Here is a 21,171-nt window from a genome sequence, read left to right on the forward strand (position 1 = left end):
TCTCTCAACTCGCGCGTCTGCTCGGGAGTCCCCTGCCCGTCCGCATTTCCGCTGCGCGTAACAGCGTCGAGCGCGCGCGCGTGGCGCACAAGCGCCTTCGTGCGAGCGCTGCGCAACGCGGCTTCCGGATCCACCGGCAAATCCGCCTCGCGCTGCGCTCCCCTGGCGGAAGCTTCTGGCCCAGGCGTGGGGCCGGCATCGCCCCTTTTCGTTCCACCGTCTCCCCTTTCCGGTCTGTGCCCGCGGTCCTGGCCGGGCTCGGCGCTTGCGGGCAAGCGCAACCCGTCCAGCAGCCCGCCGATTCTTTCGCGCAGCTTTTCCGGAACGACCCGGCGCATGATCTCGACCACGCGCTGTCGGAAACTGATCCCGCGCCGCTCGGCATAGCTCTGCGCTGGGTCGATCTGGTCGTAGTCCGACGCCATATCCTTGGCGCGGTCGCGTGACAGCGTGCGAACAAGTCGTTCGCGGGTCGCGAAGTCGTCGCTGCCATAATGCAGATCCATCCCATCCCGATGTCGGGACAGGGACACGTAGCTGCTATGCGCATCCATGCCCGGCGTCGCCAGCACATGTGTGCGGTCGACGGTCATGCCCTGCACCTTGTGGATGGTCGCGGCATAGCCGTGGTCGATGTGTGCATAGTCTTTCAGGTCAAAGCGCACAGACCTGCCGTCGTCGATTTGAACCGTCATCCCTTGGACGCTGACCTCTTCGATAACGCCGAGCGTGCCGTTCTTGACGCCAAGCCCGCGCTCGTTGCGCAGGAACATGACGCGGTCGCCGCGTGCGAAGGTCTTTGCACCGCGTTCCACATCCACATGAACCTCGTCGCCGAGATCTCCAGCAGCGCGCATACGCTCGCGTGCCGCCTTGTTCAGCGCGCGCACCTCGTCGTTTGTGTGGGTGAGAATGATCCGGCTCACCTGAGGCTCTGCCTGCCTATCGCGATCCCAGCGCGCGACGAGATCGCTGCGCGCCTGATCGCGCGTCGCGGCCTGATGCACCATTCCTTGTGTATCATAGGCGCCGATCGCAGCACCGATCCTGCCGGTTGCCAGATCGCGCGTGGCGTCACGCTGCCAGTCCTCGCGCTGTCGACGCACCTGGCCGATTTCGACGCCGCCATGACGCTCATGGATGGAACGGAATGCAGCGCCGGCCTCGATCGCCTGCAGCTGCTGCGGGTCACCGACCAGCACGACTTTTGCGCCAACGTCCGCCGCATGAGAGAGCACGCGTTCCAACTGGCGCGTGCCGACCATGCCGGCTTCATCGATCACCAGCACGTCAAGCCCAGTGAGCAGATCACGGTCGTGTTCCCAGCTATGTTCCATGCTGGCGATGGTGCGCGACGAGATGCCTGATCCGCTTTCGAGATTCTCGGCCGCGATGCCGGAGAGCGCGGCGCCTCGAACCTCGTAGCCCGCTGCCGCCCAGGCCTGGCGCGCGACGCCCAGCATGGCGCTCTTGCCAGTGCCGGCAAAACCGACAACGACACCAAGGCCGCGGGCATCCGTAATGTGATCCAGTGCCTCGCTCTGCTCGACGGACAGAACAGGGCCATGTTGCTTGGCGGCCGCCAATGCAGTCGCACGATCCAGATCACCCACCGCATGCTGTCCTTCTGCAACCATGCGTTCCGCCGCACGATACAGGCGCTGTTCCGTCTCGATCATTTGCCGCGTGGTGAAGCGATCTTCGCCGCGTCCGTCCTTGCCGAGTTCGACCAGGTCAGGCGCTCCGCTAATGGCTCCCATCACCGCGTCGAACTGCTCCATTCCGTCGCTGTGGCGATGCGCAAACTTCGCAATGTCTTTTCGCGTGAAGGTCGATTGCTGATGCGTGATCGCATCCAGCGCCAGGGATGGATCCGCGATGATGCGCGCGCCATTGTTGCGCGCGATCTCCCGATGCAGTTCGGCGCGATCGGCTTCGATGTCGGCCGGGTCGAGGCGACCGTCCTCAATGCGTTGTGCCGGCGCACCGATCTGGGTCTGCGGCTCCAAGGCAACGCCCTGCGCTTCCAGACTGCGATGATCGATGCGGGCGTCGATGTCGAGTTCAGCCAAGCGTTCATTGGCAAACTCGGCCCATCGCTCGCGCCAGCGCTCGACCATCTGGGTAGCGTTCCAGTCTCGAACCTTCGGACCAAAGCCGTTCTCGTCCACCGACCGCATGGTGAGCATGACATGGGCATGCGGTTTGGTACTGCCATCTTCCGCCGTATCCCAATGCACATTGAGATCAGAGACCATGCCCCGGCTGACGAACTCCCCCTGAACGAAGTCGCGCGCCAGTTCGATGCCTTCCGCCTGGCTGAATTCGCGTGGAAGGGCGAACTCCACTTCGCGGGCAAGCTGCGCATCCTTGCGCATTTCGAACGCCTCGACATCGTTCCACAGGCGTTCGCGGTCGCTCCAGGCTTCCGGCGCGTCCTCTGGCAGCATCACCTCGGAATGGACGACGCCGCGCTTGCTGGAAAAATCGTGGCTGCGTTCGATCCGCTCGTCGCGCAACCGCGAAGCCGAGCGGTAGGCAGCAGACGCCACAGCACTGCTTCCAGCCTTGCGGCCAATAACTTTGACGTGAAGATGATAGATCGCCATCGCGACAAGATCATTTGCACGTCAAAGCGCACGTCGGCACGACGTATAAGCGCGCCCTCCCTCGAAAAATTCTCGGGATGGACCAGCCCGTCCCGGGCTGTCTCGGCAACCCTGAAGCCTTCTAGGGGACGCTCCTCTATCATCCTCCGATCGACAACTGATGGAGACAGCCATGCGCAAATCACGGGATTTCGACGCCGAACTAAAAGCCCTGGAGGACAAAGCGCGGGAACTCAAAACGCGGAAAGTGCAGCAGCTTGGAGAATTGGTGATCGCCACCGGCGCCGATCAACTCAGCACAGACGAACTGGCTGGAGCGCTGGCCGCAGTCGCCGAAACGAAAGACGCCGCAAAGCGTGAGGCATGGGCTAAGCGTGGGGTAACGTTTTTCGAGAGCAGGTCCCGACGAACTGCTCCGGTATCTCAGTGCAACCCTCGCAGCGCTGCAGCGCAACTGGGCAACACACAATCGCCGGCAAGCGGCTCTGGCTCGCAATGACATGCGGACGTGGCAGATCGAGCGCCGGAAGCGCACCCGACATCTGATCGAACTCGGCGGTCTCGTCGTCAAGGCAGGCATCGCCGAACTTACCAATGACGATCGCGCTGTCATCTACGGCGCGATGCTCTGGATCGCCGCGAAGCTACAGAGTCATGAAGGCGAGCATGCGCGCGACCTATGGTCCGCGAAGGGAAGGCAGGCGTTCGAGGCGGAATAGCGCGAGGAGCAAAAGAGCCAATGGGCGTCGCGAGGCTTGGTGGGAGTGGCGGGCGCAACCACAACTCCGAACAGCGTAGCCCGCCCGCGTCATGCGAGCGGTTGACCCCGCATGATGACGAATGCCTTTATTGAGGCCAGAATCGAATGTCGGCTTTGTTGTAGTTCATCTCACAAACCGGACGTCTTCCAGTTTTTTGGGCAGCAAGCTATTCATCGTGTTGCACTGACGCGAATTGCGACTGGCTCGCGCCTTTGGGCGGTCAATTTGATTATCGGCCACTTAGATGAGCGGCCGAGCACGCCAAGCGCGGGAGTGACTGTCGTGGTCTTCACTCAGGCCCTGCGTAAGGAACGAAACTTACTTGTATTGGGAGGGCCGGTTATATTTGGCGTCAACCTCGTCGATCGCCTTGACGTTGCCGGCTGAACGGCCGTTCTCGTCGAAGTTCTGCGCCAGGAAGGCGTCGACGATCGACTTCGCCAGTTCCGGACCGATGACGCGCGATCCCAGGGTGATGATCTGCGCGTTATTCGAAAGCGCGGCGCGCTCGGCCGAATAGGTGTCATGCGTCAGAGCGGCGCGAATGCCGGGCACCTTGTTGGCCGCGATGCAGACGCCGATGCCTGTGCCGCAAACGAGGATGGCACGATCATACTCCCCCTTGAGCACTGAGGTGCCGACGCGGTCCGACAAAGTAGCATAGAAGGCGTCCGCACCGGCGTCGGTGCGCGAAACCTCCTTCACATCGTGACGGTGCTTGAGGTGGTCGGCGAGAATCTTGGCGAGCCCCTCGCCCGCACTGTCTCCTGCTACAGCGATTCTCATATCGGTCTCCTTTAGATTTTGGCGGCGCACCGCGCCAGGATGTCGAGATAGCCTTCGACGTTCCAGGCCGAACGGCCGATGAAGAGCCCGTCGATGTCGGGGCAGGTGATCAGTTCTTCGCAATTTGTTGGATTGACAGAGCCGCCATAGAGGCAGGGTACGCCGCGGCCGAGGATCTGCCGGGCGAACCCGGCTATGTCAGCGTGCCGCGCGTTGGCATAATCTGCGGCAGCTGGGATGCCGCGCTCCCCAATCGCCCAAACCGGCTCGTAAGCAAGCAGTATCTCGGCCTCTCGCTGGCTGCCGGTCAACCTGCCGAGCGCGCCGCGCACCTGCTTCGCCAGGACATCGGTCGCCCGGCCACTTTCGCGGTCCACCAGCGACTCGCCGATACAGATCAGCGGCACAAGGCCATGGCGGACTGCCGCCTCGGTCTTGAGGCCAACGGTCTCATCGGTCTCCCCGAAATGTTCGCGTCGCTCGGAATGGCCGAGCTCGACGAGATCGAGATCGCAATCCTTGAGCATGACCGGCGACACTTCGCCGGTCCAGGCTCCTTCGGCCGCCCAGTGCATGTTTTGCGCGCCGACCTTGACTGAAGTCCCTCTCAGCATCGTCTTGACTTCACGGACGGCAGTGAAAGGCGGAATGACAAAACGCTGGATACGGTCATGGCGCCCGCCGTCGGCGCCTTGCAGGCCGTCGGCAAAAACACGGGCTTCCGCAAGGGTCTTGTTCATCTTCCAGCTGGTGCCAATCCACAACTGCCGGTTTGCGGTCATTGCATCCCCTCTTCGGTGGCAATTTTGACAGTGGTTCGTCCACCTTCGAGCTGCATAGCGGTCTCGTGTGGCAACGGCTTATCGGAGATGATCGTGCCGAAATCGTTGAGATCGGCCAGCACGTGCAGTGCCGTGTGACCAAAGCGCCGGCTATTGACCAAAAGGCAGCTTTGTCTACTCGAGGCGATCATGGCGCGCTTGCTGCGCACGACGGTATCGTCCATGTGATAGGCAAGGCGGCCCGACGCGGCCGGTGCTGAGACAAAGGCTATGTCGGCACGCAAGCGCGAGAGTGCTTCCTCAGCGACAATCCCCAAATAGGCGTTGAACTTGGCGGAATAGACCCCCCCGACGGCGATCAGGGTGGCGCCGCTGTCACCCTTGTTCCGATCGATGATCGCTGCATTGTTGGTGATGATCGTAAGTGGCCTTTTCTTTGCCAGCACGTCACCGAGCATCGCCGCCATCGATCCGTCGTTTATCATGACGGTCATGCCTGGCTCGACAAGCTCAGCCGCTACCGCCGCAATCGACCGCTTCACATCGGCCTCCTGCAGCTCTCGGAAGCGGAAATCACTCTCGAACTGGGTGCCTGGGTCGATGGTCGCGCCACCGCGCACTTTGCGCAATACGCCGGCTCGCTCGAGATCGTCGAGGTCGCGATGGATGGTCATCTTCGAGACTGCGAAGCGAGATGCGAGATCATCAAGATCAACGGCGCGGCTCTCAATCAGAAGATCGATGATTTCCTGCCTGCGCTCTTCGCGTTTCAAGGGCCCCTCCACCGTTCGCCGCCGGCTAGCGGGCCTCCCGCGCGTGGCGTCTGTTCCTACGATCGACTCGCGCCCAATGTCCAACATGTCGCACTCAATGGATAGTCCCGGTGCGATAGCGGTCGGCCATTTCGGAAAGCGTCAACGGCGCGATGCCGTGCGCATGGCCAGCCGAGCCGAATGCTTCGAAGCGTTCGCGACAAAGTTTGGAAAGGGCTGCCATGGCGGGCTTCATGTATTTGCGCAGATCGAATTCCGACGGATCTTCGCTCAGCACGCGGCGGACCTGGCCGGTCATCGCCATGCGGCAATCGGTGTCGATGTTGATCTTGCGGACCCCGTGCCGGATGCCGCGCTGAATTTCTTCGACCGGTACCCCCCAGGTCGGCTTGAGCTCGCCGCCGAACCTGTTGAAGATCTCTTGCAACTCGTCCGGGACCGACGAGGAGCCGTGCATGACAAGGTGGGTGTTCGGCAGCTTCGCATGGATGGCCTCGATCACGTGCATTGCAAGCACGTCGCTGTCGGGCTTGCGCGTGAACTTGTAGGCGCCATGGCTGGTGCCCATTGCGATCGCTAGCGCATCCACTTTGGTTTTTGCCACAAAGTCGGCCGCCTCATCAGGATCGGTAAGAAGCTGATCGTGTGATAGCGGGCCTTCGGCGCCGTGTCCGTCTTCGGCTTCGCCGACGCCGCTTTCCAGTGACCCCAGCACGCCAAGCTCGCCCTCCACCGATACGCCGCCCCAATGGGCGAAATCCACCACGCTCTTTGTGACATCGACATTGTAGTCCCAACTGGCCGGCGTCTTGCCGTCAGGTCGCAGTGATCCATCGATCATGACCGAGGTGAACCCGGCCTGGATCGCCGTCATGCAATTGGTTGGTTCATTGCCGTGATCGAGATGCACGCAGACCGGGATGCTGGGATAGATCTCCGTGACAGCGTCCATCATATGCTTCAGCATGATGTCATTGACGTAGGCACGCGCACCGCGGCTGGCCTGCATGATGACCGGAGAATCCGCCTTGCTGGCCGCTTCCATGATGGCCAGCGCCTGCTCCATGTTGTTGATGTTGAAAGCAGGCACGCCATAGGCATGTTCGGCAGCGTGATCCAACAGTTGGCGTAAAGTTATTCTAGCCATTGCTTCCTCCCTATGCGTTACGGACCAGGCCGGAGATCACTTCAACTTCATTTGCTGAACCGAAAACCAATGGCGTCCGGCAATGATGCGACAGTGGTGTCTTCTCAAGGATGTCAACCCTTCCATCGGTAGCCAGACCGCCGGCCGCCCTCATGAGGTATGCGATTGGGTTGGCTTCATAGACATGCCGCAAGCGGCCCTGCTCGTAGCCGGGACGGGTATCTGCAACGTAAAGGAAGACCCCGCCTCGCAAGAGGATGCGATGAAGTTCTCCGACGGCAGCGCCCAGCCAGCGCATGTTGAAGTCGCGACCGCGAGGCCCGGTGCTGCCCCTCAGGCAATCGTCGACATAGGAACGGGTCGACGGAAGGAGATGGCGATGCAACGAGGCATTGTATGCCAGATCCGCCGTGTCGGGCTCAATCCGAACATTCTCTCGGGTGACGTAAAAACTTCCATCGCTGGAGTTCAACGTCGACAGGACGACCCCATCACCGACTGAAAAGCCGAGATCGACAGTGTTTCCGTAGGACACGTAACCGGCCGCAAGCAATTCGCTTCCCGGTTTGAGGAAAGGGTCCTCTCCCTGGTTGAAGGCCGCGATAGAAAAGAGCGTTCCGAGAGAGGCCCCCAGTCCGACATTGCCGGATCCGTCGAGCGGATCAATGGCAATGGCGAGCCCCGATTCAGCGAAAATGGCCGGTGCCTCGGCCTCTTCCGACAGGACCTGAGCCGCACCGGCCTCCCGCAGCAGCCCGAGGAACAAATGATGTGAAGCGACGTCGATCGCCTTCTGTTTGTCGCTGTCGGAATTGACACCGACAATCTCAGCCGGATCGCCAGGAATTTCGCCCAAGGCGATTCTGGCCGATAAGGCGCGCGCTGCGTTGACGATGGCGTCGATCTGCTTCGCTATGGCGAGGCGGAGCATGTCCGGACCTGCCCAGTCTTCCAGATAGTCCTCGACCGCCTGCATGGCGCGCGCTGGCTGATCATTGGAAAGCCTGAGAACGTTCATCGCGTTGCTCCCAACTTTTCCAGAGCCAGTGTGACGATGGCATGCTTGGTGATGCCAAAGCGTTCGTAAAGTACTTCGGCGGGGGCGGAGGCGCCGAACCCGTTCATGCCGATAACATCGTCCTCACTGTCGACGTAACGCGTCCAGCCGAACTTGGACGAGGCCTCGACCGCGATACGTGGCGCCCTACCGAGGACGGCCTCCCGATACAATTTCGGTTGCTTCTCGAAGAGATCCCAGGCCGGCATCGAGACAACAGCCGCCTGGATGCCCCGGTTGCTCAATTCGGCGGCTGCGGCAACGGCCAGCGCGACCTCGGTTCCGGTAGCGAGAATTGTCAAGTCGCGCGATGGGCCAGCCTCTTTGAGGACATAGGCACCCTTTGCCGCCCGGTTGACGCCGTCCCTCTCCGATCGGAGCTGGGGAACGTTTTGACGCGAAAGCGCCAGGACTGACGGCGTGTTCTGGTCGCGCAACGCGATGTCCCAGCACTCCAGGGTCTCGACGGCATCGCAGGGCCTGAAGACATGCAGGTTCGGGATCGCGCGAAGGCTTGCCACGTGCTCGACCGGCTGATGGGTTGGACCGTCTTCGCCAAGCCCGATCGAGTCATGCGTTAACACATATATCGAGCGCACTCCCATTAGCGCCGAGAGGCGGATTGCGTTGCGGCAATAGTCCGAAAAGACCAGGAACGTGCCGCCGTAGGGAATAAGGCCGCCGTGCACAGCTATGCCGTTCATGGCCGCAGCCATGGCGAATTCACGCACGCCATAGCTGACGTAGCGCCCGGAGCCGGTTGGCGTGAAGTCGCTGTCGACGGCCGCGACACGGGTGAGATTGGAATGGGTAAGATCGGCCGAACCGCCGATCATCTCGGGCAGCGCGGCGGCCAGGCTTTCCAGGGCGATCTGGCTAGCCTTGCGGGTCGCGACTGCCTGGGGATGATCAAGGAGTTTTCCCTTGGCGGCCTCAACCACTGCCCCATAGTTGTCCGGCATCGTGCCGGCGACGCGGCGTAGGAATTCGTCCTTCCGGCCGGCGTCCACGGCATCGAGCCGCGCCCTCCAATCGGCGCGAGCACCAGCGCCTCTCGTGCCGATTGCGTGCCAGCTTTCAAGTATTGCTGATGAGACTTCAAACGGCGCGAGTGGCCAGCCATAGGCGGCCTTTGCCGCCGCAGCCTCGACTGCTCCCAAAGGAGCGCCATGAGCCGAGCTCTTGCCGGCCTTGTTTGGCGAGCCATAGCCGATGACCGTCTTCATCGCGATCAGTGACGGCCTGCCGGTTTCAGCCTTGGCGCGGGTGATTGCCGCATCGATGGCGGCCGGATCATGGCCGTCGATGCTTTCGACGTGCCAGCCGTAGGCTACGAAACGGGCCGGGACGTCCTCGGTAAAGGAAACGGCGGTCGAACCGTCTATGGTGATTTGGTTGTCGTCATAGAGCACAACCAGTTTGCCCAGCTTCAGGTGGCCAGCGAGCGAGGCCGCCTCCTGGCCGACGCCCTCCATCAGGCAGCCGTCGCCGCAAAAGACGTAGGTGTAGTGATCCACGAGCTCCCGGCCGAATTCATCCGAGAGACGCCTTTCGGCGATGGCCATACCCACGGCCCCGGCAACACCCTGCCCGAGCGGGCCGGTCGTGATCTCGACGCCAGCGGTATGGCCATACTCAGGATGCCCGGGAGTCTTGGAGCCCCACTGGCGAAAATTGCGGATTTCCTCGATCGAGACGTCCTGCACGCCGCTCAGATAGAGCGCACTGTAGAGCAGCATTGAGCCGTGTCCGTTCGATAGTACGAAACGATCACGGTCCGGCCAGGCTGGGTCGCTGGCGTCATACTTCAGATGTCTCGCAAAAAGCACGGCTGCGGCGTCAGCCATGCCCATCGGCATGCCCGGATGACCCGAGTTGGCCGCTTCAACGGCATCTATCGAAAGAACGCGGATCGCATTGGCCATATCGGAAATCGATGCATTCGCCGGGATCATTCGCCCCTCCCTATCGACGCTCAGTGGCATCTCGTAATCTAACATTTATCGTCACATATCAACCATAAATGTTGTGATATTCCGCAGTTCATCACATCATCGTCGCCCAAAAATGCCCTCGGGTTCGGGGCAAAGGGACGATGAAACGAAAAAAGGCCGCGTGGCGCCGACACCCGGCCTTTTCTCTGCGCATCGCCTTGGGAGGACGATTATTAACTGTGCAGCTTCACTCCAGTCCGTCACACTCTCGAACGTTCTCCGTCGGCCAAACATATCTCGACGAGCATGAGCTCGCGATCTGTCACGCGCGACGGATAGAGTGCTGACAACCGTTCCTCATGCATGGGAATGATGCGGCGCTCGTCGTTGCCGACGAACCCAAGCATCTCCTCGGCGGCCTCGATTAGGCGAGCTTGACTGCCGTTGGCGAGGCCCGGCGGAACGAAACACGGATCATTCGAGTCGCCCCCGTTGAGGTTTTTATGAGTATAGACCACGTCGCCCGAGAGGACGATTTTGTCGTCTCCCTCGCCGTTCTGCACCACGACGTATTGCGAGCCTGCGGTGTGCGTGTCGAATGCGGGATACAGGTGAATCCCAGGAAGCAGATTTTCCCTTTCGCCTTCGACCAATTCGAGACGGCCCTCGATGTTTGCCTGGGTCAGGTAGAGGATGTCGGCTGGATTCAATCCCGCCTGTAGAGACCGGAATCGGCGGCCCTTGGCGAGAATCCACATCCAGGATTCCAGCTCTTTCTTCTGGATGTAGATCTTCGCGTTCGGGAAGAATTTTAGGCCACCGATATGGTCGAAGTGAGCATGCGTCAGGATGACATGGGTGACGTCCTGTGGCCTCACACCGCACTCGCCAAGGACGATGTCAGGACTTGTCCATCCAGTGACGCCGATCGAGTTGGCGATCTGCCCTCCGAAATCGCTGGCGTCGTGTCCGACGTCGACCAAGACGACGGAGCCGCCGGTCTTGATGAGTATGTAGGCGAACGGCAGGTTCATCGTTCCCTGATTGTGGGCGCCGTAATAGACCCCGCTCACCGGGTGTGCCGGGCTGCGCGAGTATTCAAGCACCCAGATCGAATGTGCTCCCATGGTTTTCCTCCCCATGACTAAATAAAGACCCTGCACAGCAGCTGCTTGTGTCAAAGGTCGTGGTGTCGAGTATGGCGGCCGAGCGCCTGAGCTCCGTCGCCGCGTTTGAAAGCACCCCCAAGAGCAGCGCGTCTGTGAGGAGCACGCGGCGCTGCAACAACATATCCGCCTCGGCGAGCAGGCGGTCTGCCTTTTCCAGGTGGGCGAACGCGTGCTGTTCGGCGACGAACCCAGGCAATACCAAGCGTGCTGCTGCTACCGACCGTTTGATCTCGGCTGCACGGTCGTCGAGTTCGCCAGCCAATAGGCGCATGCCCTTCTCCCTCAACGCGAGGTGCGTGAACGAGTAAATCGCCAGAAGCTCTCCATAAATTCTGACAAGCGCTTCGACACCTGCGCGCGCTTCCGGTGACGCAACCAGATCGACAATCGCGTCACATTGGAAGTCACGGCGGATGAGGTCGCGGTTGACAGTCATCACTCGGCCTTCGGCAGCGGAGCGTTTGACGGAAGGAGGTTCGCCGCCTTCAATGCATCCCAGAACGCCGAAGGTACCGTCTCGTTGATCGCCTTGACGTTCTGGTCCACTTCGGCGGCGCTTTTCGCTCCCATAACGAGGGTGGCCACCGCCGGATGGGCGTAGACAAACTGCATCGCCGCCGCGGGCAGGCTCACTGAATATTCAGTGCAGACGCTCTCGATGGCCTTCACCTTCTCGACGACGGCGGCCGGGACCTTGCCATAGTCATAGGTGGCAGTGGCTCCGCTAACGCCGGTCGCCAGAATTCCGGAATTGAAGATGCCCCCCGCGATGACTGATACGTTTCGGTTGAGCAACTCATCAAAGGCGGCTTCGAGGGGAGCGTGGTTCAACAGCGTGTAACGCCCCGCAATAAGAGAGCAGTCTATCTGAAACTCGCGCGCGACTCCGACGACCGAGTCCGTTTCGTTCACACCCAGTCCTATAGCCGAAACCGCGCCGCTCGACCGCAGCTCGTCGAGCGCCTTGTAGCCGGAAGCGCGAAGCTGGTCCCAGTAGAATTCGCTCTGGTCGCCGTGCCAGGCGCGACCGACATCATGGACAAGAAGGATATCGATGTAGTCGAGACCGAGCCGCTGCTGGCTGTCTTCAAACGCACGCATGACACCGTCGTACGTATAGTCGTAGGCGTCGAGAAATGGCAACGGATCGATCCAGTCGATGCCGTACACGGTCTCGAGTTTCTTCGTCCTGCTGGCGGGCTTCAGTATGCGCCCAACCTTGGTGCTCACCACCACGTTTTGGCGCAGCTTGTTCGCTCGGAGCGCATGCCCGAGGTAGTGCTCGGATTTCCCGAAGCCGTACATTGGCGCGCAATCAAAGTAGCGGATTCCGGACGAATACCCTGCGAGGATCGTGGCTTCGAACTCGTCATACGACACATCGGCGTTGAAGCCTGACAAGGGAACCGTGCCAAGTCCCAGCGAGGTCACCTGCACTTTGCTTTTTCCGAGGGGCCTGAGTTCGAGTTCGGTCATCGGATCATCCTTGGGCGATGTCATTGGGAGCGCCTACCGCTAGGCCGCTTGGTAATTGGCGCGGGAAGCAGACCTGCACTTAGTCGAGCAGGCCTCGTGACCACGGGGCAGCTTGCGGGGATTCATGGCGTAGATTGTGAGCATCAAGATACCTCCCCACCCAGGCTCCTCTAAACCGCGAGGTGTAAGGTATAAGGTCATACCTTTGTGCGCAAGGGCTTTTTTCCACTTTTCAGATCAGCGGCTCGAAAAGCTGGGACAAGCGAGCCTATGTTGAACGCGGGGCGGCCGCTCGCCTCAATCGATCGTTTATGGCGCGACCGAGGCCGTACGTCGGCACCGGCGCGAATCCGATCACATCACCCGCTTTTGCAAGAACGTCGGCCTCGACCATGATCGCGTAGAGGCTTCGGGCGGCCTCCTCTAGGTCGCCGGAAGCGGACAGCGTCAAGTGACATCCCGCGCATGGTGGTCCGAAGCCGACCCAAACCATGTTCGCCGTTGGCTGGTCGACCTCCATCAAGACGGCAGCGTTGGGAGCGTAGTGGCTCCTCAGTTGTCCGGGGGCAGAGATGACGAGCGCTTCTCTGGCCTCCCCCATCGGACCAAGTAGCTCTTCGAGCGACTCTTGCGGAACGGAACCCTGGCGCAGGATTGTAGGCGCGCCGACCAAGGACAGGATTGTGGACTCGAGCCCGTGCTCGCAGGCGTCATCTTCGATGATCCCCGCAATACGGCTATCGAGTTGGCGAACCACTTGCGCGAAACGCGTCGTGGATATCTTCCCCGAAAGGTTGGCCGAAGGCGCGGCTACCGGAAATCCAACCGCTCGGATGAGGCGTTGGGCAACCTGTGAAGATGGAAATCGGATTGCTACGTTCGCCAGGCCCGCAGTCACCGCGGAGGCCAGTCCGGCATCCGCTTTCTTCGGCAATAGCACCGTCAGGGGCCCGGGCCAAAACCGGGCGGCCACCAACTCGGCATTCTGGTTGAACTCCGCCATCCGACGGGCCATCTCAAAGTCGGAAACATGGACGATAAGCGGATTGTGCCGTGGACGTCCCTTTGCCTCATAGATGCGTTCGATCGCGGCTGGATTGCTCGCGTCAGCGCCTAGCCCGTAAACGGTCTCCGTGGGGAAGGCCACAACTTCACCGCTGCGAAGCATCCGGGCCGCTATTTCGATGTCATGGTCGCCATTGCCGAAGCGGCGAGTGATCCCCATTAATTCAGGCCCACGACCTGGTGAGGCGCATAGGGGGCTTCGAGTTCCCTGATTTCATCTGCGGTCAGCTTCACGTCAAGAGAGGCAGCCGCATCTTTCAGGTGCGATAGTTTGGTCGCGCCGACGATCGGAGCCGTGACGCCGGCCTTCGAGTTGAGCCACGCCATGGCGACAAGCGAACGAGAGATGTTCTTTGTTGCGGCGATCTTAGCGACCACATCCACGACGTGCCGATCCGCCTGGTTGGCATGTCCATAGAATCGTGCTGTCACATTGTCGGTCTCGGACCTCACGCTGCTTTCTTCCCATGGTCGGCTGAGACGTCCGCGCGCCAAGGGGCTGAATGCGATGATGCCGACGCCTTCGCTCTTGCAGAGCGGCAGCATCTCGCGTTCCTCCTCACGGTAAAGCAGGTTCATTTGCGCTTGCATTGAGATGAAGCGCGACCATCCGCTGGCGTCCGATTTATAGAGTGCGCGCGCGAACTGCCAAGCGTAGCAATTGCTCGCGCCGATGTACCGTACTTTGCCGCTTCGGACGAGGTCGGTCAGCGCCTCCAACGTCTCCTCGATCGGAGTCGAGTTGTCCCAGAAATGAATCTGATAGAGATCGATGTAATCCGTCCCAAGGCGCTTCAGGCTAGCCTCTGCCTCAGCAATGATCGCCTTGCGTGAAAGGCCGACAGCGTTCGCACCATTTCGCATCTTGCCGTACACCTTGCTGGCGATGACGACTTCGTCGCGGGGCGCCATCTCTTTAAGAAGTCTGCCGACAATCTCCTCGCTGGTACCGTCAGAATAGACGTTCGCGGTGTCGAAGCAGTTGATGCCGAGTTCGATGGCTTCCCTAATGATGGGCTTGCTGTCCTGTTCAGACAACGTCCATAGATGGTTGCCGCGGTCCGCGACGCCGAAGCTCATGCAGCCCAAGACCAACTGCGAGATTTTCAGACCGGACCGACCAAGTTGACGGTACTCCATCGTGTCATTTCCCTTCTGATGTCGGTGATTTCGCGCCAAACTTAGCGAGCGCCTGCGCCAGTTCCGGATGCGACTTCGCGTAATCTTGGAGGTCTACGCCAGCAATGGCTGCATCCCATGCGGCGCGGACGGCCTTTACCCCCGCCGCAGGCCCGCCAGGATGGCTAACCACACCACCCCCGCACAAATAGAGGTGGTCGACCGTCTGTCCGGTTCTGCGATAGGTCTCGGGTGCCTGGCCGCCCCATTGGCCTGAGCAAACGACAGGCAAAGGGCGGTCGGCGTCGTGGAAGATCGGCTTCTGAAGATCGTGGAAAGACTGAATGAATGACTCGTCCGGCTCCCAGTATTTCGCCCCGATGCCGTTGATCTGGAACTGGTCGACGCCCAACAGGCGCCAAAGCTGCTGATAGACCGAGAAGTCGAAGCCAAGGCCTGGATGCCGGGTCAGGAGATCCCAACCGTTACGGTGAGCATGCAGCGCGAGCGATGAACGCCGACGCAGGAACAGGAATGCGCCCATTCCGATCGAGTTGATGTTGATAACCGCGGCATTGCCACCTTCGCGAACCACCATGTCGTGCTTACGCACCATCTCGTCGGGATCGACATCGGAAATTCCGAAGGCGTACATCACCTTCTTTCCGGTGAGCTGTTCATGGTCCCGGATGAGCGGCATGATCGCTGTCACGCGCGCCTCCAACGACGAGTAAGGCGGCGACATCAGCTTCTCGTCGTCTTTGATGAAATCGACGCCGGATTTGATCAATTCGTCAACGACATCCGCGGTTTCATCAGGGGCTAGACCCAACGCAGGCTTGATGATGGTGCCTATAATCGGTCTCTCGTAGACGCCTGTGAGGCGCCGCGAGCCGTCGATCCCAAACTGGGGTCCGGGATAGACCCCGTCGAACTCGGACGGCAGCTCAAGGCCAACGACCCGAAGTCCCGTGAACTCTTTGATTGACCAGACGCCGCCGAGCGCCACCGTCGTCAGGGCGGACAGGTCGGTGCCGACAGCTTCGAGCGGATAGGCGATTGTCACATGCGCTCGATTGAACGCTGCTCCCCTTGCCGGCAGTGAAGGAGCGCCGGCCGTGTCCAGCCGCTCGAAGGCGACAACCCGCGCAGCCGCGCGAGCTTTGAGTTCAGGCGTCTCGCCCGGCAGGTCTACGAACGTTCCGGTGGACTGATCGCTTGCGATCTTAGCCGCCAATGCCTCGGGACTCCCGGGCGTTTCGACACGGTAGGTGACAAGGATGTCCGAGGGTCTTGGTCGAGCCAATTCTGCCGTCCTCGCCGTTAGGCCGCCGGCACTGGCGCGGCCGCCGGAATGAGGCCCGACGACTTGAGGTCATCCCAAAATGCCGCCGGGATCGGCGTGGAGATCGCGGTGACGTTTGCGTCCACATGTTCCGGCGTCAAAGCACCTTGGACTACGGCAGTCACTGCGGGATGCGCGTAGACGAACTGCGTTGCCGCGGTCGGGAGGGAGACGCCGTGGCGTTCGCAGACGGCCTCAAGCGCCTCGACCTTGCGAACAATCGCTTCGGGCGCGGGCTGGCAGTCGTAGGTCCGGGTCGTCGTCCTCGACTTGCTGCCCTCGGCCAAGATGCCTGAGTTGTATATGCCGGCGGCGATGATGCCGACGCCTCGGCGCTGCATTTCCGGATAGAAATGGTCGAGCGCGCCATGGTTTAAGAGGGTGTACCGTCCAGCGACCATCGAGCAATCCAGGTTGAATTCCTCCGCCACCTGGAGGACCGACGCGGTCTCGTTCACGCCGAGACCTATCGCCTTGACGGAGCCGGTGCGGCGCAGCTCGTCGCAAGCCTTGTAGCCGCTGGCCCTCAAGTCCGACAAATGCGTGTCGTAGGCTTCGCGATGCCATTCACCGCTTACGTCATGGAGATAGAGGATGTCGATATGGTCCATGCCCAGACGCTGCTGGCTGTCTTCAAAGGCGCGCATGATGCCGTCATAGGAATAGTCGTATTCATCGACGAAAGGCAGCGCCTTGACCCAGTCGATGCCGTAAAGGCTTTCGGCGCGCTTGGCGCGACTCTCCGGCTTGAGAATCCGGCCTGCCTTCGTGCTGACCACGACCTTCCCGATGAGATCGTTGTTCCGGAGGGCATGGCCAAGCGAGTGCTCGGACTTTCCAAGACCGTAGAGCGGTGCTGTGTCGAAATAGCGAACGCCCAACTCGTATGCCTTGAGGACGACCGCTTCGAAGGTGGTGAAGGTCACATCGACGTTGCAGCCGCCGAGCGGCGAAGTTCCCAGGCCAAGCGACGTCAGAGTCACATCGGTCTTTCCAAGTCTTCTTTCCAGCATAGGGGGCGATCCTATATCCTTGCTTTGAAGAAGGCGGACGGCCGCATGGACCGTCCGCCGTCGTCTGATTACATGTACTTATCGACGTTGGTGGAATCGAGGATCAGCCACGGGACAACGTAGTCCTTCTCGGTGCCGCCCTTCCATTCCATGAGGGAGCCCCAGATTTCCGACTGCGGCTTGTAGCTTTCGCCCTTGATTGCTCGGAGGGCGAGATCGACTGCGCCCTGGCCTTCGGCACGAGCGTACTTGTAAAGGCTGACCGCCATCTCGCCCTTCTTCACGGCGCGCTTTGCATCCGGAATGCCGTCGATCGCGAGAACGGGAACCGTTTTGAGATCGATGCCGGCGCTCTTCATGGCCTCGATCGCGCCCAGTGCCATTTCGTCGTTCTCAGCGAGGACGCCGTTGATCTGCCCTGGGTGGGCGAGCAACCAGTTCTCCATGAGCGCCTGGCCCTCCGCGCGGCTCCAGTTGCCTGTCTTGTTCTCGATGAGCTTGAGGTTCGGGAACTTGGCAAGACCAGCGTCGATGCCTGCGCGGCGTTCGATCTGGGCCGACTGGCCGATTGGCCCTTCCATGAGGACGACGTTGCCGCCGTTGGGAAGGCGCTTGGCAAGTTCCTCAGCGATGATGCGGCCGCCTTCGGTGTCATTGACGATGATCGACGCGGTGTAGTTCGTCGACTTGGTCTTGAGCGCCGACACGATCAGCGGGATTTTCGCTTCTGCTGCCTTGTCAATCGGCGGCGCCGAGGCCTCAAGGTCGAACGGCGACATGATTATCGCGTTGAACTGCTGGGTGATTGCCGTGTCGATCTGATTGGCCTGCGTCAGCGGATCGTACTTGCCGTCGAAGACGGTGATCTCCACCTCGCCCGACTTCACGGCGGGATGGTTCTGGATTTCCGTCGACCAAGCTTTCATGTATTCGCCGGATTCACCGAACGATAGGGCCGCGATCCGGATTTTTTCCTCGGCGAAAGCGAAGCTGCTGCTCGCCAATGCCGCTGCGCCGACTGCCATACCCACACCTGCCTTGAGCAGGTTCCTCCTAGACATCTGCATTTGTAGTCTCCTCTGGGTTTAGATGGTGCCCGGACGCAACATGCGGAACCGGACATTGTCGCCGGGCGAACCGGCGGCAATTTCGGGAATTAACTATTTGCGGAACTGATCGGCGATGACCGCGACCACGATGATCGTGCCCTTGAGCACCTGTTGGTAGTAGGAAGACACGCCCATCAGGTCCATGCCGTTGTTGATCGTGCCGATGATCAGCGCGCCGATGAGCGTGCCCAACAGAGAGCCGCGGCCGCCTGCGAGACTGGTACCGCCAATCACTACGGCCGCGATCGCATCCAATTCGTATCCGATGCCAGCTTGGGGAAGCGCCGCCGTGGTGCGCGCGGTCAGGACGAGCCCGGCGAGTCCAGCCAAAAGACCGGAGATGGCATACGTCGCGCCGACAACGACCTTGGTGGAGATGCCGCTCGTACGAGCCGCCTTCTCGTTGCCGCCGACCGCGTACACGTAACGGCCGAAGGTCGTGTAGTTCAAAGCCGTCCATCCACCCAGGAAGACGACGAACAAGATGATGATCGGAACCGGGATATGTATGATCTGTCCTGAGCCGATCCACTTGAAGGCATCTGACAGATTGGGGATGGGTCGGCCGTCCGAGAAAATCAGAGTCAGGCCGCGGGCAACGCTCAACATGCCGAGCGTCACGACGAACGGCGGAACCTTGACCGCAGCCACAAGTACCCCGTTGACAAGGCCGAGGCCAGCACCGACGGCCAGTCCCGCGAGGATGCCCAATAGGACAAAGTGCTCGTTGGTCTCGGTAACCAGGCTAGCGGCGATCATTCCGGCAATCGCCATTACGGAGCCGACAGACAGGTCGATGCCCTTCGTCAGGATCACGAAGGTGACCCCGATCGCCAGGATACCGTTGATCGACGACTGCCGAACGAGGTTCAGCCAATTCGGCCACGTCATGAAGTACTGGTTCGCGAACGCGAAGAATGCGACGATTAGGAAGAACACCAGCACGATGCTGAACTGCCGAATGACCTCTCCGGCGCGGAAGGTTCCAGGTTTCGCTGCGGCGATTGTATTCATCACTCAAATCCTCCCGTAGATGGGGCTAGTGGCCGCTGTCAGCTCGCCAGGTCCATGAGCATCTGTTGTGTTGCGTCGGCACCGTCGATGATGTTGACGAGCCGTCCCTGCTTGAAGATCGCGATCCGGTCGCTGAGCTGCATAATCTCGGGGGCCTCCGAGGAGACAACGAGAACGCCGTTGCCCTTTGCGGCGAAGTCCCGCAGGAAGGCGTAAATCTCCTGCTTCGAGCCTTCGTCGATGCCGCGCGTGGGCTCGTCGCAGATCAAGAGCCGCGGGTCGGTTAGCAGGCAGCGTGCCAGGACGACTTTCTGTTGATTTCCACCAGACAAGGTCTCGACGGCGACGTCCGGCGACGCCGACTTGATACGCTGGGACTCGATCATGCCGAGCACGGCGCTTCGTTCCTTGTCGCGCCGGATGAAACCGCTGACTGCCATCAGGGCAAGCGACGAGAGCGTGATATTGTGGGCGATCGACGCTGAGAGGACGAGGCCGCTGTCTTTGCGGTCCTCCGTCACCAAGGCCATCCCGCGCTTGATCGCTTCCTTGGGCCGGCCGGGTCTCACCTTGTCGCCGTTGAATATGACCTCTCCGTTCGTGGGAGAGTGAAGCCCGAAAATCGTCTCCAGGAACTCGGTTCGTCCGGAACCAAGCAAGCCATAGACGCCCACCACCTCGCCTGATGCTACTTCCAGGGAGATGTCGCGGAAGTGAGACCCGCGCGCCAAGTTCGACACAGAAAGGAGGATAGGAGCGTCTTCGAGGGGCTTGCCCTTCTCCACCAGCTTCACTTCGCGACCGACGATCTGCGTCACGAGGTGTCGACGGTCGATGTCCTTGATGTCTCCCGTCTCGATGAACCGACCGTCGCGGAAAACGGTGTATTCGTCCGCGATTTCGAAGATTTCGGTCAGTTTGTGGGAGACGTAAATGATTGCGGAACCCCGCGCGGTGATCTTGCGAAGCGCGTTGAACAGGACATGGACTTCATGTTCGCCGATTGCCGACGTTGGCTCGTCCATGATCACGATGTGCGCGCGATAGCTCAGGGCCTTCGCGATCTCGACGAGCTGAACCTGCGCGAGGCTCAATTCCCCCATCTTTTTGCGCGCATCGACTTCGAAACCGAGTTCGTCGAGGAATGCCTGGGCGTCCCAACGCATTTGACCGAAGTTCACGAAGACCCCAAGTCGCTTCGGTTCGCGACCAAGATAAAGGTTCTCGGCGACCGTCATCTCAGGAACGGGAGAAAGCTCCTGCGTGATAATCGCGATTCCATGGCGTAAGGCGTCTGCAGCGCTTCTGAAGTCGACCGATTCGCCGTCGATTTGCACCGTGCCGCCGTCGCGGCGCAGCAGACCCATGGTTATGTTCAGAAACGTACTCTTGCCCGCACCGTTGCCGCCGCAGAGGGCGTGGACAGTACCAGCCTTGAGTGTCAGCCTACCGTCGACCAACGCCGGGACTCCGTTGAACGACTTCTGGACACCTTCAGCCTGGAGAAGAATGCGAGCCGCTGACGTCTGCCCGCCTTCAATGACCTCTTGCTTTGCTTTAACCTCGATCATGATATGACGTCATACCTTCGGAAAAACTAAAGTACGCCACTGGTTGAGCGGCGGCATGCCACGTGTTTTCTACTTACAGTCCAACCGCAAAATCGCGCGAGCCTCTGCCGGGGTGGCAGGCTCGCGTCCGACCCTTTGGGCAATCTCGACGGCGCGGGATATGACATCCGCGTTCGTGGGCGTGCCAAGCTCGCGATACGGGTAGTCGCCGATGCCAATGGCCATATGGCCGCCCAGTCGGCAAATCGCCGGAGCGATGTTGAGCAGGTTCCCACCCAGGCAGTTCACCGTCCATTCGATAGGCCTGTCGTCGGGCAAAAACGCAAGGTGTGCCATCAATCCGGCCTCGGTCGGCGGATGCCCGGTGATGAAGCGCCCTCCCGTCAAATGGAGCAGGAAATAGGCTGGCCCTTCGACCATGCCTGCATCCATCAAGGCGAT

The 21,171-nt window shown here is 60.6% G+C and carries 19 protein-coding genes and 1 pseudogene; 2 read left to right on the forward strand and 18 right to left on the reverse strand.

The window, feature by feature from the left end; all coding sequences use genetic code 11:
* On the reverse strand, positions 1–2,609 hold a 2,609-nt coding region (gene traA / locus EOA33_RS04640; RefSeq protein ID WP_127405083.1), incomplete at its 3' end, for a Ti-type conjugative transfer relaxase TraA.
* Between the two features lie 172 nt (positions 2,610–2,781).
* On the opposite strand from traA, the gene EOA33_RS04645 reads away from it, so the two are divergent.
* Positions 2,782–3,108: a conjugal transfer protein TraD gene (locus EOA33_RS04645; protein ID WP_127405084.1), complete on the forward strand. Its 327-nt coding sequence runs from the start codon at positions 2,782–2,784 to the stop codon at positions 3,106–3,108.
* Between the two features lies 1 nt (position 3,109).
* Positions 3,110–3,328 carry a conjugal transfer protein TraD gene (locus tag EOA33_RS04650; protein ID WP_127405085.1) on the forward strand — a complete coding sequence of 73 codons (219 nt, stop codon included), beginning with the start codon at positions 3,110–3,112 and terminating at the stop codon, positions 3,326–3,328.
* A 360-nt stretch (positions 3,329–3,688) separates the two neighbouring features.
* Here the strand turns inward: EOA33_RS04650 and EOA33_RS04655 are convergent, their stop codons facing one another.
* From EOA33_RS04655 to EOA33_RS04735, 17 genes and pseudogenes are all read right to left on the reverse strand, one after another.
* Positions 3,689–4,156, reverse strand: coding sequence for an RpiB/LacA/LacB family sugar-phosphate isomerase (locus EOA33_RS04655; RefSeq protein ID WP_127405086.1), 468 nt, complete (start codon positions 4,154–4,156; stop codon positions 3,689–3,691).
* 11 nt (positions 4,157–4,167) lie between these two features.
* A complete protein-coding gene (locus EOA33_RS04660) occupies positions 4,168–4,938 on the reverse strand; it encodes a triose-phosphate isomerase (protein ID WP_127405087.1) in 771 nt (256 codons plus the stop codon).
* An 80-nt stretch (positions 4,939–5,018) separates the two neighbouring features.
* A pseudogene (locus tag EOA33_RS04665) lies at positions 5,019–5,711 on the reverse strand (DeoR/GlpR family DNA-binding transcription regulator); the annotation flags it as partial.
* 94 nt (positions 5,712–5,805) lie between these two features.
* Entirely contained in the window at positions 5,806–6,858 is a 1,053-nt protein-coding gene (gene fba, locus EOA33_RS04670) for a class II fructose-bisphosphate aldolase (protein WP_127405089.1), read from the reverse strand.
* Between the two features lie 10 nt (positions 6,859–6,868).
* Positions 6,869–7,876 carry a class 1 fructose-bisphosphatase gene (locus EOA33_RS04675; protein WP_127405090.1) on the reverse strand — a complete coding sequence of 336 codons (1,008 nt, stop codon included), beginning with the start codon at positions 7,874–7,876 and terminating at the stop codon, positions 6,869–6,871.
* The gene (gene tkt / locus EOA33_RS04680) at positions 7,873–9,870 is read right to left on the reverse strand and encodes a transketolase (protein WP_245482234.1); all 1,998 of its coding nucleotides are present in this window, start codon (positions 9,868–9,870) and stop codon (positions 7,873–7,875) included. The genes EOA33_RS04675 and tkt overlap by 4 nt, the downstream gene beginning before the upstream one ends.
* Before the next feature lie 239 nt (positions 9,871–10,109).
* Complete coding sequence (locus EOA33_RS04685; RefSeq protein ID WP_127405092.1) at positions 10,110–10,976, reverse strand: N-acyl homoserine lactonase family protein; 867 nt, start codon at positions 10,974–10,976, stop codon at positions 10,110–10,112.
* On the reverse strand, positions 10,948–11,454 hold the full coding sequence (locus EOA33_RS04690) for a hypothetical protein (protein ID WP_127405093.1): 507 nt from the start codon (positions 11,452–11,454) through the stop codon (positions 10,948–10,950). The genes EOA33_RS04685 and EOA33_RS04690 overlap by 29 nt, the downstream gene beginning before the upstream one ends.
* The gene (locus EOA33_RS04695) at positions 11,454–12,494 is read right to left on the reverse strand and encodes an aldo/keto reductase (RefSeq protein ID WP_127405094.1); all 1,041 of its coding nucleotides are present in this window, start codon (positions 12,492–12,494) and stop codon (positions 11,454–11,456) included. The genes EOA33_RS04690 and EOA33_RS04695 overlap by 1 nt, the downstream gene beginning before the upstream one ends.
* Before the next feature lie 268 nt (positions 12,495–12,762).
* The gene (locus EOA33_RS04700; protein WP_127405095.1) at positions 12,763–13,719 is read right to left on the reverse strand and encodes an L-threonylcarbamoyladenylate synthase; all 957 of its coding nucleotides are present in this window, start codon (positions 13,717–13,719) and stop codon (positions 12,763–12,765) included.
* Positions 13,719–14,699, reverse strand: a complete 981-nt coding sequence (locus tag EOA33_RS04705; protein ID WP_127405096.1) for an aldo/keto reductase — start codon at positions 14,697–14,699, stop codon at positions 13,719–13,721. The genes EOA33_RS04700 and EOA33_RS04705 overlap by 1 nt, the downstream gene beginning before the upstream one ends.
* 4 nt (positions 14,700–14,703) lie before the next feature.
* Positions 14,704–15,984, reverse strand: coding sequence for a 3-oxo-isoapionate-4-phosphate decarboxylase OiaX (oiaX, locus tag EOA33_RS04710; protein WP_127405097.1), 1,281 nt, complete (start codon positions 15,982–15,984; stop codon positions 14,704–14,706).
* A 17-nt stretch (positions 15,985–16,001) separates the two neighbouring features.
* Positions 16,002–17,006, reverse strand: a complete 1,005-nt coding sequence (locus tag EOA33_RS04715; RefSeq protein ID WP_245482235.1) for an aldo/keto reductase — start codon at positions 17,004–17,006, stop codon at positions 16,002–16,004.
* Between the two features lie 98 nt (positions 17,007–17,104).
* Positions 17,105–18,103, reverse strand: a complete 999-nt coding sequence (locus tag EOA33_RS04720) for a substrate-binding domain-containing protein (RefSeq protein ID WP_082953966.1) — start codon at positions 18,101–18,103, stop codon at positions 17,105–17,107.
* A 93-nt stretch (positions 18,104–18,196) separates the two neighbouring features.
* Positions 18,197–19,159, reverse strand: coding sequence for a sugar ABC transporter permease (locus tag EOA33_RS04725; protein ID WP_067326893.1), 963 nt, complete (start codon positions 19,157–19,159; stop codon positions 18,197–18,199).
* A gap of 38 nt (positions 19,160–19,197) precedes the next feature.
* Positions 19,198–20,730, reverse strand: a complete 1,533-nt coding sequence (locus tag EOA33_RS04730) for a sugar ABC transporter ATP-binding protein (protein WP_127405099.1) — start codon at positions 20,728–20,730, stop codon at positions 19,198–19,200.
* Between the two features lie 69 nt (positions 20,731–20,799).
* The coding region (locus EOA33_RS04735) for a 3-keto-5-aminohexanoate cleavage protein (protein WP_145989068.1) at positions 20,800–21,171 on the reverse strand (372 nt) is incomplete at its 5' end.

The organism is Mesorhizobium sp. M4A.F.Ca.ET.050.02.1.1 (assembly GCF_003997725.1).
Taxonomy (GTDB): Bacteria; Pseudomonadota; Alphaproteobacteria; order Rhizobiales; family Rhizobiaceae; genus Mesorhizobium.